11 protein-coding genes are annotated in these 17,310 nt (G+C 36.3%); 7 read left to right on the top strand and 4 right to left on the bottom strand.

Going from position 1 to position 17,310, the window contains the following annotated elements:
* Nucleotides 1-61: 61 nt before the first annotated feature.
* A complete protein-coding gene (locus tag H8S00_RS00670; RefSeq protein WP_186839936.1) occupies nucleotides 62-211 on the bottom strand; it encodes a hypothetical protein in 150 nt (49 codons plus the stop codon).
* A gap of 148 nt (nucleotides 212-359) precedes the next feature.
* Between H8S00_RS00670 and H8S00_RS00665 the strand changes: the two genes are divergently transcribed.
* The 4 genes from H8S00_RS00665 to H8S00_RS00650 all read left to right on the top strand — a co-directional run bounded on the left by H8S00_RS00665 (nucleotide 360) and on the right by H8S00_RS00650 (nucleotide 10,390).
* Nucleotides 360-5,516 (top strand): GH92 family glycosyl hydrolase, encoded by a 5,157-nt coding sequence (locus H8S00_RS00665; RefSeq protein WP_158576805.1) that lies wholly within the window; start codon nucleotides 360-362, stop codon nucleotides 5,514-5,516.
* A gap of 168 nt (nucleotides 5,517-5,684) precedes the next feature.
* The gene (locus tag H8S00_RS00660) at nucleotides 5,685-8,312 is read left to right on the top strand and encodes a glycoside hydrolase family 16 protein (protein ID WP_118589168.1); all 2,628 of its coding nucleotides are present in this window, start codon (nucleotides 5,685-5,687) and stop codon (nucleotides 8,310-8,312) included.
* Nucleotides 8,313-8,518: 206 nt separating this feature from the next.
* Complete coding sequence (locus H8S00_RS00655) at nucleotides 8,519-8,707, top strand: hypothetical protein (RefSeq protein WP_118589167.1); 189 nt, start codon at nucleotides 8,519-8,521, stop codon at nucleotides 8,705-8,707.
* Nucleotides 8,708-8,758: 51 nt separating this feature from the next.
* On the top strand, nucleotides 8,759-10,390 hold the full coding sequence (locus H8S00_RS00650) for a Na+/H+ antiporter NhaC family protein (RefSeq protein ID WP_366459132.1): 1,632 nt from the start codon (nucleotides 8,759-8,761) through the stop codon (nucleotides 10,388-10,390).
* Nucleotides 10,391-10,438: 48 nt separating this feature from the next.
* Here the strand turns inward: H8S00_RS00650 and H8S00_RS00645 are convergent, their stop codons facing one another.
* Genes H8S00_RS00645 through iorA form a run of 3 tightly spaced genes read right to left on the bottom strand, consistent with a single transcriptional unit; the run spans nucleotide 10,439 to nucleotide 14,055 of the window.
* Entirely contained in the window at nucleotides 10,439-11,683 is a 1,245-nt protein-coding gene (locus H8S00_RS00645) for a phenylacetate--CoA ligase family protein (RefSeq protein WP_021953658.1), read from the bottom strand.
* Nucleotides 11,670-12,266: an indolepyruvate oxidoreductase subunit beta gene (locus H8S00_RS00640; protein ID WP_021953659.1), complete on the bottom strand. Its 597-nt coding sequence runs from the start codon at nucleotides 12,264-12,266 to the stop codon at nucleotides 11,670-11,672. Before H8S00_RS00640 ends, H8S00_RS00645 begins: the two co-directional genes overlap by 14 nt.
* Nucleotides 12,259-14,055, bottom strand: coding sequence for an indolepyruvate ferredoxin oxidoreductase subunit alpha (gene iorA, locus H8S00_RS00635; RefSeq protein WP_186839790.1), 1,797 nt, complete (start codon nucleotides 14,053-14,055; stop codon nucleotides 12,259-12,261). The genes H8S00_RS00640 and iorA overlap by 8 nt, the downstream gene beginning before the upstream one ends.
* 260 nt (nucleotides 14,056-14,315) lie before the next feature.
* Between iorA and H8S00_RS00630 the strand changes: the two genes are divergently transcribed.
* Genes H8S00_RS00630 through H8S00_RS00620 form a run of 3 tightly spaced genes read left to right on the top strand, consistent with a single transcriptional unit; the run spans nucleotide 14,316 to nucleotide 17,277 of the window.
* Entirely contained in the window at nucleotides 14,316-15,113 is a 798-nt protein-coding gene (locus H8S00_RS00630; protein ID WP_243169522.1) for a glycosyltransferase family 2 protein, read from the top strand.
* A 21-nt stretch (nucleotides 15,114-15,134) separates the two neighbouring features.
* Nucleotides 15,135-16,277, top strand: coding sequence for a glycosyltransferase family 2 protein (locus H8S00_RS00625; RefSeq protein WP_021953662.1), 1,143 nt, complete (start codon nucleotides 15,135-15,137; stop codon nucleotides 16,275-16,277).
* Nucleotide 16,278: 1 nt separating this feature from the next.
* Nucleotides 16,279-17,277, top strand: coding sequence for a glycosyltransferase family 2 protein (locus tag H8S00_RS00620; RefSeq protein WP_186839789.1), 999 nt, complete (start codon nucleotides 16,279-16,281; stop codon nucleotides 17,275-17,277).
* Nucleotides 17,278-17,310 lie beyond the last annotated feature (33 nt).

Below are 17,310 nucleotides of genomic sequence, written 5' to 3'. Positions count from 1 at the left end.
AAAATTAAAATGTATTTTAATGATTATACGGCATAAGTGATATGGCATTTTATGGTAAGTCCTAGGCTATGGAAGATTTTAAGCTTCTGATATGTTTATCAAGGTCAATGTGATTTTCAAGCAGAGTAAGAAACTGAGGTTTGTCAGAATCATAAATTTCTTTACAATCTTCAAAAATATCTGCCAAAGTGAGTTGTTTTTGTGGTATCATAGTAATGTCTCCTTTCGGGCGTGATTTATGGTTTTTAGTCAACTCTATTATATCACAAACCGTGAGGAGATTTTTGATTTTAGCAACAAAAAAATGCCGTATTTATGCGGCTTTTGGCGTTTCGCAAACGCCTAGAAAGGAGAACTATATGAAAAGGATAGTGGCATATGCAATGCCAGTGATTTTGGCGTTTCGCAAACGCCTGGTAAATGTAAAAGGAAAGGGAGGAGGAAATATGATGAAAAAGCATTTGAAAAAAGTTGTTTCATTTGCCTTAGTTTTGAGTATGACTTTTCCGGTAGGCATGTCATACAGAGAGACATCAGTAGAAGCAAAAGTGATTGATTCGGATTATAATAAGGACGTTTTGTGGTCTACATCCTTTGAATCAGCAGATGGATTTAAAACTTCTACAGTAGATGATAAGAAGGGCACCGCCAATATTGCGACAAATGAACTAAGGTATCAGATAAATGGAAATTTATCCGGTGAAATCGAGAGTTACTCGGGAAGTGCCGCGAAAAATGATAATGAAGTTTTGAAAAATTTGTTTGACGGAGACTCTGGAACAAAATATTTAACTGAGGCAAAGCCGTCGGAAGTTATTGTAAAACTAAAGAGTCAACAGGTTATAAAATCGTATGCGATAACTTCTGCGAATGATGCTTCCGGAAGAGACCCTAAGAATTGGAGTCTTCAGGGTAGAAATTCGGATAATGAAAGCTGGGTAACCATCGACAATAAAACAAATCAGGTGTTTAATGGCAGATATAAACAAAATTATTTTGAATTGGATAACAGCACAGCATATAGCCAGTATAGATTGCGGATTACAGCAAATAAAAATGGTGGTTCCATGACACAATTTTCAGAGTTTATTCTTGCAACAGGCAAGTGTCAGGAAGTTGGTGCTTCTATTAGCAAAATGAATAGTGAGATTACTTCCGGACCGAGCGATGCATGGAATCAAAAATCCAATGTGGGTTGGACAGGAAGCCACTCTCTTGTATGCAAGGGAGCTCATGTAGGAACTGGTCATGCATATTCTTATAATGTTATTTATGACAACTTGAATCTTACAGTAAGTGATAATACAAATTTAAGATATGTAATTTTTCCTTCCATGTCTAATGGAGACGAATATGACTATGAATATACACAGATGCATATGGCTGTGGATTTAAAGTTTAAGGATGGAACTTATTTAAGTGAGTTAGGTGCAATTGATCAAAATGGAAATAAGGTGGATGCACAGTCTCAGGGAGATAGTCGTACACTGGTGGCACAACAGTGGAATGAAATTTACAGCAAAATTGGTGATGTGGCAAGGGGAAAAGTCATTGAAAAGATTTTGGTTGTGTACGATATGAAAGCTCATAATGCGGGGGCTTTAGCAAAATTCCAGACATATTTTGATGACATTGAAATATATAATCAGGATTATCCGGTATATTCTCATTTATCAGATTATGTAAATATTCTAAGAGGAACGAACAATACAGGAAACTTCTCCAGAGGGTTGACAATTCCGGCAGTAACAGTGCCAAACGGATTCAACTTTTGGATTCCTGCAACCAACGCAAGCAGTAATTCGGCTTATGAATATCAGAAAACAGATGAATTTCGTTGTATGAGAATAAGCCATGAACCGTCTATATGGGTTGGTGATAGAGGAACCTGGCAATTTATGGTAAATACCAGCAAAGATTATAATACAAATGACGATTATGGATTGGGAACGTTAAAAGCAAACTTTAGTCATGATAATGAGGTAGCAAAAGCGCATTATTATAAAGTTTCTTTTGATGGCAATGGAGGCGATGCAGCAAATTCACAGATAGAGCTGACACCGACATCTCATGGTGCAGTGGTACGGTTTACTTATAATAACACGGCAAACAAGAGTGTTATCTTTGATTGTGCCAATGGTGGAAGTAGGACCGAATATAGTGGAAATACATTTAAAACATATTCTGACCATACAGGGAATGGTTCGAAGCGTATGTACATTTACGGAGAATTTAGTGAGACTCCTAAGGGAACTAAAATAAATGACAGGAAAAGTATTGCATCCTTTAATTCCAATACAGTTACAATGAAACTTGCCACATCATACATCAGCTATGATCAGGCAAAGAAGAATTTGAAGCTTGAAATTGGGGGAGACAGTTTTGAAACGGTTTATAACAAGGCACAGTCTAAATGGGATAATCAGCTTGGAATTATCACAGATGTTAAAGGCGCAAATTATGAACAGTTAGTTACACTTTATTCTTGTATTTACCGTATGTATTGTTATCCAAATCTTATGTCAGAAAATACAGGGTCAAACAGTAATCCGGTTTGGAAATACAAGAGCCCTTACAAAGATGATAATGCAGCTCCTGTGGAGGGAAAGATTTATATTAATAATGGTTTCTGGGATACATATCGTACTGCATGGTCAGGGTATGGACTGTTTACACCGTCCAAAGCAACAGAGTTGTTAAACGGTTTGGTACAGCATTATAAAGATCAAGGATGGGTTCCAAGATGGATTGCACCGGGTGGAACCAACAGTATGGTGGGAACAAGCAGTGATGCTATTTTTGCCGATGCAATGGTGAAGGGCATATCATTTGATTATGAAAATGCATACAAGTCCGCATTGAGAAATGCAGCTACTGTATCCGATAACCTTACAAATGGAGGAAGAAAGAAATTAAATATTTCGAACTTTATCGGATATGTACCTGCTGATGAAAATGAAAATTTCTCATGGTCCATGGAAGGATATATTAACGATTACGGAATTGCTCAGATGGCAAAGAAATTGGCAAGTCAGACGAACGATGCAACAAAGAAAGCAAACTATATGTCTGAATATTACTACTATCTAAACAGAGCAAAGAACTATTCCCTCTTATTTGACAATTCTGGTTTTGATGCCACGTCAAAATGGTTGAGAGGAAGAAAAGCTGACGGTTCTTTGAATTTAGGAAACAGTGACAATAATACGGGATTTAATCCATTCTGGTGGGGGGCAGATTATACAGAAACCAATGCATTTAACATGGCAGTTTCTGTACCACAGGATGGACTTGGACTTGCAAACTTATATGGCGGTCGCGACCAGTTGGCAGACAAGCTTGATACAATCTTTACAACTGATGGAGGATATATTGGATATGGCGCCATGGATGGTGTTGGCGGTATTCATGAACAGAGGGAAGCAAGAGAAGTAAAACTGGGTCAGTATGGACACAGCAATCAGCCGGCCCATCATATTCCATATATGTATCTGTACTCATCCCGTCCGTGGGAGACACAGAAGTATGTAAGAGACATTCTTGCAAGATGTTATGCAGGAAGTACCTTTGGGCAGGGTTATATTGGTGATGAAGATAATGGTGAAATGTCAGCATGGTATGTATTGTCTTCCATCGGCTTTTATCCATTGTCAATGGGAAATGATGAATTTGCTATCGGTTCACCACAGTTTGAAGAAGTAACTGTTAATTTGGAAGGAAATAAAAAACTGGTAATTAAGGCAAATAACAATAGTAGGGAAAATGTGTATGTAGACAGTATGTACGTTAATGGAGAAAAGTATGATAAAACATTTATAAAATACGAGGATTTAATTAAAGGTGGAACAATTGAATTTAATATGTCCTCAACATCTAATAAAGAGCGCGGACTTGAACAGGATAGCCTTACATCCATAACTACAGGTGACAATAAGCCACAAGTATATACGGACTATTCAAAGGATGCCGATAAGTCTTCAAGTACAGGAGTGACTACATTGGATAACTTATTTGATGATAATTCAGATACAGAGACAAAGGTTGATAATACAACTACACTTATGTTTAAGTTTACCGATAAAAAAGCTGTAAGAATGTTGACTCTGACATCATCAAAATCAGGAAGAACACCGGATAGGGCACAGGTGTATGGCGATAATGAAGATGGTAACTGGGTTTTACTGGGAGACTACCATGACAGTGGCAGCTTGTTCTTTAATGTTTGGGGCAAGTATACAAGACCATTTGGAATAAGTGCAGACAAAGTGGGCAAATACTCAAGATATAAAGTTGTTCTTACAGGAACAGATGCTTATTTGTCAGAAGTTGAGATGCTGGGATATAAGGATAACGGAATATTAAAGAGTGATTTAAAAAATGCCATTGATGTAGCAAAATCAATAGACACCACAGGTGAATATCTGCCTATTGCAAAACGTCTTGAAAATAATTTAAAAGAGGCATGCAGTGTGTATGATAATGGAGAAGCATCAGATGATGAAATTCTAAAAGCTTATCAGTCATTGGGTAGAATTGTGGACATTGAGAAGAAGACAATTAAAATACATGATGCAAGCAAAGTAGAAGCAGAAGAGTTTGATGCAAAGTCCGACCATATAGTTAATGATGGCAAAAACATTGGTGGAGTGAAAAATAATACATGGGTAAGATATGACAGTGTGTACTTTAACGGTTTGGCATCTCAGGTAAGCTTTAACTATTCGGGACAAAAGAGTGATGCAGGCGGATATGCACAGGTGTATATAGACAGCAAGGTAGGAGAACCTGTAGCAACTATTAATCTTCCGGTTACAGGAGATAATTGGAGTACATATACTACTGTAAGTCAGCAGCTTGAAAAATCCATAAGTGGTCTTCATGATGTATATATTGTATTTAAGAATGATGGCTCACATAAACATGTGGCAAATGTTGACAATATTGCCTTTGATGTAAAAAGTGTTGAGGGAAAGGAAGATGTTGTTATTTCAGATAAGATAAATATTGAGGGATTCCAGATAAGTCAGACTAACTGGGGCTTAAGAACGGTTTCCTCTGTAGAACCTGAAATCGATGGCAGGAAAGTAGTAGAGTATGGTAATATTTATGCTGTAGACAACGGAGAAGTTAAAAATAAAGATATGGTAGTTGGAAGCACCAGTAAATATGTTGCGGCTTTTAAGTCTACGGAAAAAGGTATTATTAACAAAAAGTTCTCTGCATCAGATACGGCAACCAACTATGTAATGACAATGAAGGATAATGGAAGCACCAAGGCGGCATATACTCAGGAATACCGAATAAGAGGATATGCAAAACTTTCAGATGGAAGTTATGTATACAGTAGTGTTTCATATTTTTCAATATATAGAGTATCAAAATTATTGTATGATAATTGCAAGATGAGCACCAACAGAGCTCACGAATATTTGTACAATAACATATTAAAGGTGGTTGACCCTGAATACAAACCGGTAGATTACAACTGGGGAAGTATTGTAGTAAGACCTAAATAAATAAGTAAGTAAAGCAGTTCTCTGATTATGGCAAATAAGCTATAGTCAGGGAACTTTTTTTTTTGCGCCTAAAATAAAAAATGAAACATAGTAATAAAAAAATGATACTGGTATAATGGGTATTGTAAATGACATTAAAGTCAAGGAGCGGAAGAAAAGGAGGAAATTATGGAAAGGAAGAAAAAACATTTCAGTAAGCTTTTAAAAAAAATTATGGCAGTTGCATTAACCTGTGCGCTGACTTTAGGAATGGCAAATGTTCCCGGATGGAATCAGCCGGGAGAAGTGTTAGGAGCAACTACCGCAATTACATCCATGAGCTATTATCCGGGAGAAAATGGCCCTACGATTACCCATTCGGCAGTAGGAGAGGCAAGTTACGGATTTGTTATGCCTAAATTTAACGGCAAGGAAAGCAGCGAACTGTCAATTGCCGACGTGGAAAAGGATTTGCAGGTATATGTAAGACAGCAGGAAGGTACAAAGGGACAGTGGAAAAAAATAGAAGATGTTGAGTATTTCAAATGGAATGACACCTGGGCATGGGAGTACCAAAGCTGGGGTGGCTGGGTATGCTGGATGAAATTAACTGAAACCACTGAACTTAAATTTCATGGAAAAACAAATGATGTTGACTTAATTTATAACCTTGTATTAAACAAACTTGATAAGCTTAAGCTTACAAGTATTACAACAACAGAGGCAAATATAACAGCTGATTCAACAGGAGGTTCAGCAACCCATTGGGGACTTTGGACTTTTAATGGTGATAAAAACATTAAATATGAACAGGTTCAGGATGATATTAACATTTTGGTAGATAATCATGATGGAAAGGGATTTGTTAAATTTTTAAGCAATGCTTCATCAGGATTTTTATGGGATCAGAATTTTGGTTATTATTCAGAGGGTGACGGAGGTTACTGGTTTAAAAATATAGGCTGGTCATTTACCCTTCGTTTCCAAAAAGTAGGTAACAGCAGTATTTATCAGGACGTAAATGTTACATATACTGAGCCTGCAAGAAGTAATTATAATCTTACATCTTACGATGGAAAAACATCTTATGATGCAGGTTCCGTAGAAACAGCATCTGTAGGAATACCACTTCCTAAAATTGGAGGAACCAGTGCAATTAAAAAGGATTTGGAACTGTTTAAATATGAAGTTAAGGTAAATAATGTATGGATTCCTCTTACGGATGTAGCCACAAGCGGATGGGTTTATCAGGGAAATGGATTTAATAACAGTTCCATAAGCCAGCAATGGGGATATTTTGTTGATAACATATATGGATTATGGTTCCAGCCTGTTAAGAGGGATACAGAGATTAGAATAAGCTACCCAAAAGATGGAAAGAAAGGCGGAGATATGAGTGGAAATTCCGTAACATATACAATAAAAGGAAATTCATCATATAAAGATAAGCTTCCATCAGACATGGCAGATATAACAGTAGAAGACAGTTCAAATCCTTATACACCATCAGGCTGGAAAATGATTTGGAATGATGAGTTTACGGGAAATAAACTTGACACAACTAAGTGGAACTATCAGGAAGGTTTTCTGTTAGATGAAAATGATATTAACACTGCCGGATGGGGAAATCAGGAGTTAGAGTATTATACAAAAGATAATGTATCTGTTTCAGATGGCAATTTGAATATTATTATGAAAAAGCAGTCAAAGGAATTTTCACAGAAAAATGATTCCACAAAGAAGGCAACTGCAAAATATTCATCAGGAAAAATTACAACTCAAAATAAATTTTCCGTTAAATACGGAAGAGTGGATTTCAGGGCAAAAATGCCTACAGGAACAGGTGTATGGCCGGCAATGTGGATGCTTCCAAATGACTCAAGATATGGCTCATGGCCTCTTTCAGGAGAAATAGATGTATTTGAGGGACGTGGAAGAACACCGGATATGGTTTTTGGTACTCTTCACTATGGCGCACAGTGGCCTAACAATATAAACACATCAGATGTATTTAATATGGTGCAGGATGGAAAGAAAAAAACAGGAATTGCAGACTGGCATGTATACAGCGTTGTGTGGGATGCAGAAATAATAAAGATATACTGTGACGGTAAGTGCTATTTTAAATGCACATACGGGGAATGGTATTCAGGCTCAGACAGAGGAAATGCCTATGCACCTTTTGACCAGAGATTTTATCTGATTTTAAATCTGGCTGCAGGAGGAACTTTTGACAGCGGTTACGTTCCTGATGATAGTTTTACATCAGGGCTTATGAAGGTAGATTATGTAAGGGTATATCAGAAAATATTAAGAGACACAGAAGATGAGAAACCGGACAAGAATAAGGGAGTTACTACTGATGGAGCCCATGACCACCTGTACGGTGATTACAAATTAGGAATAAAGACTCCTGAAAATCCTACAACAAAGCCGGCAGTGGAAAATCCTACAACAAAGCCGGCAGTGGAAAATCCTACAACAAAGAATGCAGTGGAAGTGCCTACTAATAATGGCAATAAAAAACCTAATTCGCTGAAGAAAGCATTGGCAAAGACTAAGATAACTAAGGCGGTTAAGAAGAAAAAAGCTGCTAAGTTAAGTCTTAAATTTAAGAAGGTTAAAGGGGCAAAGAAGTATAAAGTTCAGATTGCCTCTAATAAGAAATTTAAGAAAGTTTTGCTTAAAAAGACCGTGAAGAAAGTTACCGTGGTAATAAAGAGCAGAAAGCTTAAGGGAAAGAAAAAGCTTTATGTAAGGGTAATGGCAGTAGGAGCAAAGAAATGGTCAAAAGTTAAAAAAGTTAAAATAAAATAGAATAAATTAAAATTATAAAAACCGTAGTTCTATGTGCAAGTACATTAAGTGTATTTTTACAGGAAACTGCGGTTTTACTTATATTTAGTGCAAAGCCGGTTTTAATCATTACCTAATGGCTTCACCAAAATTCAAAAAATATTGTATCATAAAAAACAGGTTAAATTTGGTATTAACTTATGTAGCGTAGAATGAGAGGAGAAGATATGAGCAATTACATAGGAAGTAGCAAACAGAAATTAGATAATAAATTAATTGGATTAATTGTTATTGTGGCGATGACCTTTATTTCAATTAATTTAGAAGCAGTTGGAGTATACAATATTAAAGCTGACGGAAATGTAACAAATATTTTAATTTTTAATTGCGAAAAATATATTTGTATCTTACAATAGAAGGTGCAAATATATTTGGTAGTCGTATTTGACATACCACAGGAGGAAATTATGGGAAAATCACAGAAGAAATGGAAACTTAAAAAGATTTCCGTATTTATGTCATTGGTGGCACTAATGACACTTATATGTGCAACGGTAGTTGTGGCAGGGGACGATGCAGATTACGTTCCGTCATTATATGCTACGGCTTGGGCACTTTTGCCACCGGTGGTAGCTATTGCATTGGCATTAATTACAAAAGAAGTGTATAGTTCACTTTTTATAGGGATTTTAGTAGGGGCAATTTTGTATGGAACAAATCCTGAAACGGTTGTTATGCATGCTTTTAAAGGTGGATTCGTAAGTGTGTTATCAGACGGTGACCATGTGGGAATTTTAATATTCCTTGTAATCCTTGGAACTATAGTTGCACTTATGAACAAAGCAGGTGGCTCGGCAGCTTTTGGTAAATGGGCAGGAGAGCATATTAAAACAAGAGTGGGAGCTCAGTTAGCAACAATTTTATTGGGAGTTTTGATTTTTATTGATGACTATTTTAACTGCCTTACAGTAGGAAGTGTTATGAGACCTGTTACGGATAAACATAATATTTCCCGTGCGAAGCTTGCGTACATAATTGATGCAACAGCTGCACCGGTGTGTATAATTGCACCAATTTCTTCATGGGCAGCAGCAGTTAGCGGATGCGTAGAGGGAGAAGATGGTCTTTCGTTATTTGTAAAAGCAATTCCTTATAACTATTATGCAATTCTTACAATTGTTATGATGGTTTCAATGGTTTTACTTAAAGTTGAATTCGGACCAATGGCAAAGCATGAAAAAAATGCAAAAAATGGTGATTTATTTACAACAGGAAAGGAAATTGATTCATCAGAGGATTATGGTGCTGAGAAAAAAGGTAAGGTTAAAGACCTGTTAATTCCAATTATATGTCTTGTTGTATGTTGTGTTATTGGAATGATATATACAGGTGGATTCTTCAGTGGAGTAGGATTTATTGAGGCATTTTCCAACAGTAGTGCATCAGTAGGTTTGTCATTGGGAAGTTTCTTTGGATTGGTAATTACCATATTGTTATACGTAATTAGAAGGGTGTTACCGTTTAAGGAATGTATGGATTGTCTTGTTGAGGGATTTAGGGCAATGGTACCTGCTATTTTGATACTTATTATGGCATGGACACTTAAGGCTATGACAGATTCCCTTGGAGCAAGTGACTTCGTGGCTAATTCCATGAAGTCAGTAGCAGGAGATTTCGTAAATTTCTTGCCGGCAATTATTTTCCTTGTTGCATGTTTCCTTGCTTTTGCAACAGGAACATCCTGGGGAACCTTTAGCATATTAATACCTATTGTTGTGGCTGTTTTCCAGAAGGACAATTATGAACTCATGATTTTAGCTATTTCAGCATGTATGGCAGGAGCTGTATGTGGTGACCACTGTTCACCAATTTCGGATACCACTATTATGGCATCAGCAGGGGCACAATGTGAACATGTAAATCATGTATCTACACAGCTTCCATATGCAATAGTTGCAGCAGCAGTATCTTTCCTATCATTTATTTTGGCAGGTTTTGTTCAGAATCCATGGATTGTACTTCCAATAGCAATAGCATTGATGGTAGGACTTATTGTGTTTATTAGGATTTTAAATAATTATCAGCAAAAAGCTGAATAGATGTAAAAGGGGCTGCAATTCGCAGCCCCTTTTATATTCAATAAATATTTAGTTATTATATCTGTAATCAATAACACGTTTTGTTTTCTTTTCGCTTCTTGGAAGAGTTCCCGCAGGAACAACTGTGATTTTGGGAGTCACACCAATTCTGGATTTAAACAATTCTCTAATGGTAGCTCCGGTTTTTTCAAAATCAACACGTCCTTCCGCTTCAACAGTTACAATCATGATATCTTTATTTTTAGAATCGTCATGAGCAATTGTAACATTATATTCAGATGAAACTCCATCAACATTTGAAAGTAAGTCTTCAATCTGGCTAGGAAACATATTAACACCGTGAACCTTAAACATATCATCACTTCGACCTTTAATAATGTCAAGTCTTGGATATTTACTTCCGCAGGCACATGTTCCGGGAATAATCCTTGAAATATCATGGGTACGGAAACGAATAAGAGGAGCTCCTTCTTTAACCAAGGTTGTAATAACAATTTCCCCTTCTTCTCCATCAGGAACGGGCTTTCCGGTAACTGGGTCAATGATTTCTATGTAAACATAATCATCCCAGTAATGGATTCCACATTCGTTTTTACAGGTAATACCAATACCCGGTCCGTAAATTTCCGTAAGACCATAAATATCATATAGTTCAATACCAAGGCTTTCACGAATGGTTTCCCTCATTTTGTCACTCCAACGTTCAGAACCGAATACACCTTTTTTTAAGTTGATTTTATCCTTAAGACCACGTCTGTTGATTTCTTCGGCTAAAAGAAGGGCATAAGATGAAGTGGCGGTAATAACAGTTGACTGCAAATCTATCATCATTTGTAACTGCTTTTCAGTATTTCCCGGGCCCAAAGGAACAGCCATGGCACCAAGCTTTTCGCAACCGGCCTGAAAACCAATACCTGCTGTCCAAAGTCCATATCCCGGAGTAATCTGAATACGGTCTTTTTTTGTGATACCGGCAGTTTCGTAGCATCTTGCAAACATTATTGCCCAATCATCCACATCTTTGGCTGTATAGGGAATAATAACTGGTTTTCCCGTAGTACCTGAAGAAGAATGGATTCTTACAACATCTTCATCAGGCACAGCCTGAATGCCTAAAGGATAAGCATTTCTTAAGTCATCCTTACTTGAAAAAGGAAGTTTCTCAAAGTCTTCCTGAGAAGTAACACCGTCAATTCCCTTTTTCCGATAAATATTTCCATAATAACTGTCTGTATTTAAAAGACGTTTAATTTGAGCATCAACCTGCTCCAATTGAATATTAGTTAATTCCATATTTTTCTCCAATCTTTATGCCGGCAAGAAAAGCCGCTTTATTTGTTTCTACAAAACGTTCCGGTACCCTGTGTTCAATCTCATACATAATAGTATCAGCATTAAGCCCCGTGGCATTAGTTCCAACTGCAACCCCTAAGATAGCTACATTGAAAAATTTTGAGCTACCAAACGGTTTACATAATTCATCAGCGTCAACCACAACGCATTTACATTTTTTATTTAAATATTCTATCATTTCCACACCGTCGTAAGTTGAATCATTTAATGACTCTGTAGTAGGTTTAACGGGAACGCTATTTACAATAACAATTCCGTCCTGCTTTAAGTAACAAAGATTTCTAACGGCTTCTGAAGGCTCGAAAGCTAAAATAATATCTGCCTTTCCTAAAGGAATAAGAGGCGAAAATGCTCTGTTACCGATTCTGATATGACTTGTAACTGAACCACCACGCTGAGCCATACCAATGGTTTCGGCAGAGTGGGCGGTGTTTCCCAAATGCATTGCAGCTGAGGCAATAAGCTTTGAGGCAAGAACAGTTCCCTGACCGCCTACACCACATAATAAAATATCTTTATTCATCTAAATCACCTCCAATAGCATTTACCGGGCATACCTGACTACATAAGCCACAACCGGTACAAAGATCTTCGTTAATGGTAACCTTTCCCTTTACCGTACTTATTGCAGGACAACCGATTTCCCGAATACATTTCTTACACTGAATACATTTATCGGATATACAAAGCTTCTTTTCAGGCTTAAACAGTGCAATGCATGGTGATTTAAAAATAATGGCTTTTACACCCGGAAGAGAGGCACAGTCCTTAATAACCTCAACTGATTTATTTAAATCAAGAGGATTAACCGTAACAATCTTCTTAACTCCCATGCCTTCTAATATATGTTCAATACTTATCTTATCAACAATATCACCCATCATGTTTTTTCCGGTTCCGGGGTGAGGCTGATGTCCTGTCATGGCTGTGGTTGAATTGTCAAGAACGCAAAGAATCATGTCAGCTTCATTGTATACAGCATTAACAATACCGGTCATGCCGGAGGCAAAAAACGTGGAATCTCCAACAAAGGCAAAACAGGTACCTTCCTTATCTACCCAGTGAAAACCCTGAGCCATTGTAATTCCTGCACCCATACAAAGACAGGTGTCTACCATGTCAAGAGGCATTGCATTTCCTAAGGTATAACATCCTATATCACCACAAAAATAAGCATTCTTACCTTCCATTGCCTTTTTCACCGCATAAAATGAGGCACGGTGGGGGCATCCTGCACATAAAACAGGAGGACGGACAGGTAAATCAGGCATATCACCTAAATAAATTCCTGCTTCCTGTGAAGGAATTTTAAGAAAATCACTTAAAACCTTAGCCACATAATCTGCTGAATTTTCTCCACTGGTTTTAACATAACCACTTTCCTTACCATATACCTTTATATTAAGCCTGTGCTTACCAATTAATTTAGTCACCTCAGCTTCAATGAAAGGACTAAGCTCTTCAAGGCATATAACCTCATCTACTCCTTCAAGGCATGATAAAACAAACTTTTCAGGAAATGGATAAGGAGTGGAAATTTTACAAAGCTTAACTTCAGGATAATCCTGTAGATATTCTTTAGCATAAGCATAACTTATACCACCTGTAAAAACAGCCTTCTTTCCACTGCCTGTAACAATATTTTTGGAATATGTAGAAAAATCGTCACCAATAAGAGGATTTCTTTTTTCAATCATGGCGTGATTCATAAATGAAAGCTTTGGAAAAATAACCCAACGTTTTGAATCTTTTACAAAGCCATCATACAATTTAGGCGTTGTTGTTTCAGGAATGTCTATAGACGCATATGCGTGACATACACGGGTAGTAGGGCGGAAAAGTACAGGTGTTTTATACTTTTCGGAATAGTCAAAGGCATCCTGAATCATTGAAAATGCTTCTTCCGGTGAGGAAGGATCAAAAACAGGAATGCGGCAAAATGATGCAAACATTCTTGTGTCCTGTTCTGTCTGGGAAGAAATTGGACCTGGATCATCAGCAGAAACTATAACCATACCACCTTTTACACCAACATATGCAAGAGACATAAGGGGGTCAGAGGCAACATTTAGTCCCACCTGCTTCATGGTAACTAAAGTACGGGCTCCGGCATAGGAAGCAGAAGCCGCCAGTTCTAAGGCTGCCTTTTCATTGACAGACCATTCTACGTGTACATCTCCCTGCTTATATTTACTTACTGTTTCAAGTATTTCAGATGACGGTGTGCCGGGGTAGCCTGACACAAGATTTATTCCTGCGGCAAGTGCCCCAAGGGCAATGGCACCGTTACCCATTAAGTAATCTTTTTTCATAGAAAATCTCCTTTTGACTGCAAAAAATAAAGGCATTACAGTCTTATATGTAAAAATATAACTAGTTAAGATTATAAATCAATGAGGCATTTGACGCAATAACATTGTGGTATTTGCAACGGATAAAATTTATGATGACTTTTTTGCCAATAGACAGTATAATTAAAGAGGTTTATTATGCAAATTTACTTGTTATCATAGTGTAAATATGGTATAAGAGATAGGAAAAGAATTATTCGTATTAAATATAGGAAAGAAAAATGGCAGAAAATAAAAAAATGACAATGATTTCGGTTATTATGCCAGCATACAATGAAGAGAAATATATTGAAAAGGCTCTAGACTCCGTTTGCACACAGGAGGGGGATTTTTCAATTGAAATATTAGTTATAGATGATAATTCTACCGATGCCACAAAAAATATAGTTTTAGATATGGCATGCAGGATTTCCACTAGAGAAAACAATCTTAATAACGGTGTTTCCGTAAGGTTGTTAACTAGCGGCAGGTCCATGGGTGTGGCTGAGGCAAGAAACCTTGGTATTAAAAAAGCAAAAGGTGAATACATTGCATTTTTAGATGCAGATGACTGGTGGAAGGAAGGCAAGTTAAAAAAGCAAATTGCTTTTATGAAAGAAAATAATTTATCTTTTACAGCCACCGGAAGAGAATTAATGAATGCTGATGGCAGTACAACAGGAAAGGTAATTCCTATCCCTGAAAAAATAACATATAAAATGATGCTTAGGACAAATTATATACCGTGTTCGTCAGTTGTAATGAAAAAGAAACTGGCAGAGGAATTTTATATGTGTCACGATGAACTCCATGAAGATTACATTATGTGGATGGAGATTTTAAGGAAATATAATCGTGTATATGGAATAGATGTTCCGTTTTTGTGTAGCAGATTAAGTGAAAATGGAAAGTCCCGAAACAAATTTAAGTCAGCAAAGATGCAGATAGGATGTTACAGATATTTAGGATACGGATTAATAAAGACCGCATTCTATTTTTGTGCGTATACCTACAATGGGTTTAAAAAGTATGGGAAATAATTAAAGGGAAGGATTAAGTAAATGATAAAAATTTCTGTAATAATTCCAATATACAATATGGAAGAATATCTTCCCCAGTGTTTAGACAGTATAGTGTCTCAAACTTTAAGGGAAATAGAAATATTGTGTATTGATGACGGCTCTACAGATGGCTCAGAGGAAGTTTTAAAGCTATATTGTAACAGAGATTCCAGAATCAGAGTTATAAAACAGAATAATCAGGGGGTTTCTTGTGCCAGAAATCTGGGAATAGAAGAAGCATCCGGAAAATATGTTATTTTCATGGATCCTGATGACTGGTATCCTGATAAGGAAATATTGGAAACGCTTTATGTGGGAGCTGAGAAAAATAATGTCAGCATTGCAGGTGGAAGTTTTATGGACTATCACGATGGAATTTATAATGAAAAATTCCCTGACAGATATTTTGGCTATCATTTTGAAAAAGACGGTGTTATTGAATATACTGATTATCAGTTTGATTTCGGATATCAGAGATTTATATTTGAAAAAAGTCTTTTGACGGAAAATCATATTAGCTTTAAAAAATATGTGAGATATCAGGACCCGCCGTTTTTTGTGGAGGCAATGATAGCGGCAAGGCGTTTTTACGGAGTAGATAAGCCGGCATATTGTTACAGATATGGTCATACTGAAATAAAATGGAACAGACAAAAGGTTTGTGATTTATTAAAGGGAATAAGTGATAATCTTCAGATATCATCGAAATATGGATTGAAAAAGCTTCATAACCTGACAATACGAAGATTAAATGATGAGTACAGACAGTTGTTAGGAGACAGTATTTTCTTTGAGGAATATGCCTGTGATGTTTTTGAAGAGATGCTTAAAACCATGAATTATATAGATGTTAATATGTTAGATGAAAATAATAAGGACATATATAAGGTATATAATCCTATTATTATGCAAATAAAAGAAGACATAAAAAATCATGTTAACTGGATTGATAATTTAAAAGGTGAAATTGAAGACCTGAAAAATCAGATAAAAGACAGGGATGAACAATTAAGGGTAAAGGAAGAAGAAAAGAGAGAGCTTGAAGGCAGAGTGCAGGAAGTGTATGATTCTTTTTCTTATAAAGCGGGACATGCCATAACGGTTTTGCCAAGATTACTTGCAAGAATTGTGAAGGGAAGATAAAATGTCAAAGATATTGTCAGTAACAATTCCAACATACAATGTGGAAAAATATTTAAAACAGTGTCTGGATTCTTTTATAATACCGGAAATAATAGATGATATGGAGATTTTAATAGTAAACGATGGTTCTACAGATTCATCTCCTATCATTGCTAAGGAATATACAGAGAAATATCCGGATACTTTTAAATTAATAAATAAGGAAAATGGTGGCCACGGTTCAACCATAAATACAGGAATAGCAAATGCCACAGGAAAATATTTTAAAGTGGTAGACAGTGATGACTGGGTGGATACAAAATCTATGATTAACCTTATAGCAACACTTAAAAAAGATGATTGCGATTTGGTTTACTCCAATTATTACTGGGTAGACAATGACACAGGAAAGAAGACAGTGGAATTTCAAAAGCCTTTTGATGGTGTGGTTTACAACAGGGAATATAATTTTGAAAAGCTGCCCCATGAAATTTTCCTCAAAATGCACGGATATACTGTTAAGATGGATATTCTCAGACAAATAAGGAAAATCGATGAAAACTGCTTTTATGTTGATATGGAATTTGTTGTTTATCCAATACCATATATAAACACGGTAAAGTTTATTCCGGATTTTGTATATCAGTACAGAATAGGGTTGCCAAACCAAAGCATGAATGTGGAAAAAATGAAACGCAATTCCACTAATTTTGACAGGGTGCTTAAGGCACTACTTAAGTTCTACGATGAAAATGTAGAACTAAACATTGCAGATTCAAAGAAAAAATACATTGAAAATGTAATTGCAAGATTAGTGGCCAGCAGAATGAAAATATATTTAAGTTTTCCATTTTCAAAAAAGGTTTCTAAGGATATGAAAGTTATTGATGAAAAAATAAAGAGCAATTATCCTGCAATCTATCAGTCAAATATTAATTCGGCTGTAAGGATACTTAGAAAAACAGGATACAAGGCATATCCGCTGGCAAGATTTTGTTATTATATTAAACAAAAAAGTTAGTAAAGGTTAATAACATAACCTATAAAAATATAG

Source organism: Eubacterium segne (genome assembly GCF_014287775.1).
GTDB lineage: Bacteria > Bacillota > Clostridia > Lachnospirales > Lachnospiraceae > Eubacterium_G > Eubacterium_G segne.
This window is presented reverse-complemented; position numbering and strand designations above follow the sequence as displayed.

What these genes read in the sequence shown, in the direction of transcription:
- H8S00_RS00620 (WP_186839789.1), top strand. Translation starts at nt 16,279, where the DNA reads ATGTCAAAGATATTGTCAGTAACAATTCCAACATACAATGTGGAAAAA.
- H8S00_RS00630 (WP_243169522.1), top strand. Translation starts at nt 14,316, where the DNA reads ATGGCAGAAAATAAAAAAATGACAATGATTTCGGTTATTATGCCAGCA.
- iorA (WP_186839790.1), bottom strand. Translation starts at nt 14,055, where the DNA reads ATGAAAAAAGATTACTTAATGGGTAACGGTGCCATTGCCCTTGGGGCA.
- H8S00_RS00655 (WP_118589167.1), top strand. Translation starts at nt 8,519, where the DNA reads ATGAGCAATTACATAGGAAGTAGCAAACAGAAATTAGATAATAAATTA.
- H8S00_RS00625 (WP_021953662.1), top strand. Translation starts at nt 15,135, where the DNA reads ATGATAAAAATTTCTGTAATAATTCCAATATACAATATGGAAGAATAT.
- H8S00_RS00670 (WP_186839936.1), bottom strand. Translation starts at nt 211, where the DNA reads ATGATACCACAAAAACAACTCACTTTGGCAGATATTTTTGAAGATTGT.
- H8S00_RS00660 (WP_118589168.1), top strand. Translation starts at nt 5,685, where the DNA reads ATGGAAAGGAAGAAAAAACATTTCAGTAAGCTTTTAAAAAAAATTATG.
- H8S00_RS00640 (WP_021953659.1), bottom strand. Translation starts at nt 12,266, where the DNA reads ATGAATAAAGATATTTTATTATGTGGTGTAGGCGGTCAGGGAACTGTT.
- H8S00_RS00650 (WP_366459132.1), top strand. Translation starts at nt 8,759, where the DNA reads ATGGGAAAATCACAGAAGAAATGGAAACTTAAAAAGATTTCCGTATTT.
- H8S00_RS00645 (WP_021953658.1), bottom strand. Translation starts at nt 11,683, where the DNA reads ATGGAATTAACTAATATTCAATTGGAGCAGGTTGATGCTCAAATTAAA.
- H8S00_RS00665 (WP_158576805.1), top strand. Translation starts at nt 360, where the DNA reads ATGAAAAGGATAGTGGCATATGCAATGCCAGTGATTTTGGCGTTTCGC.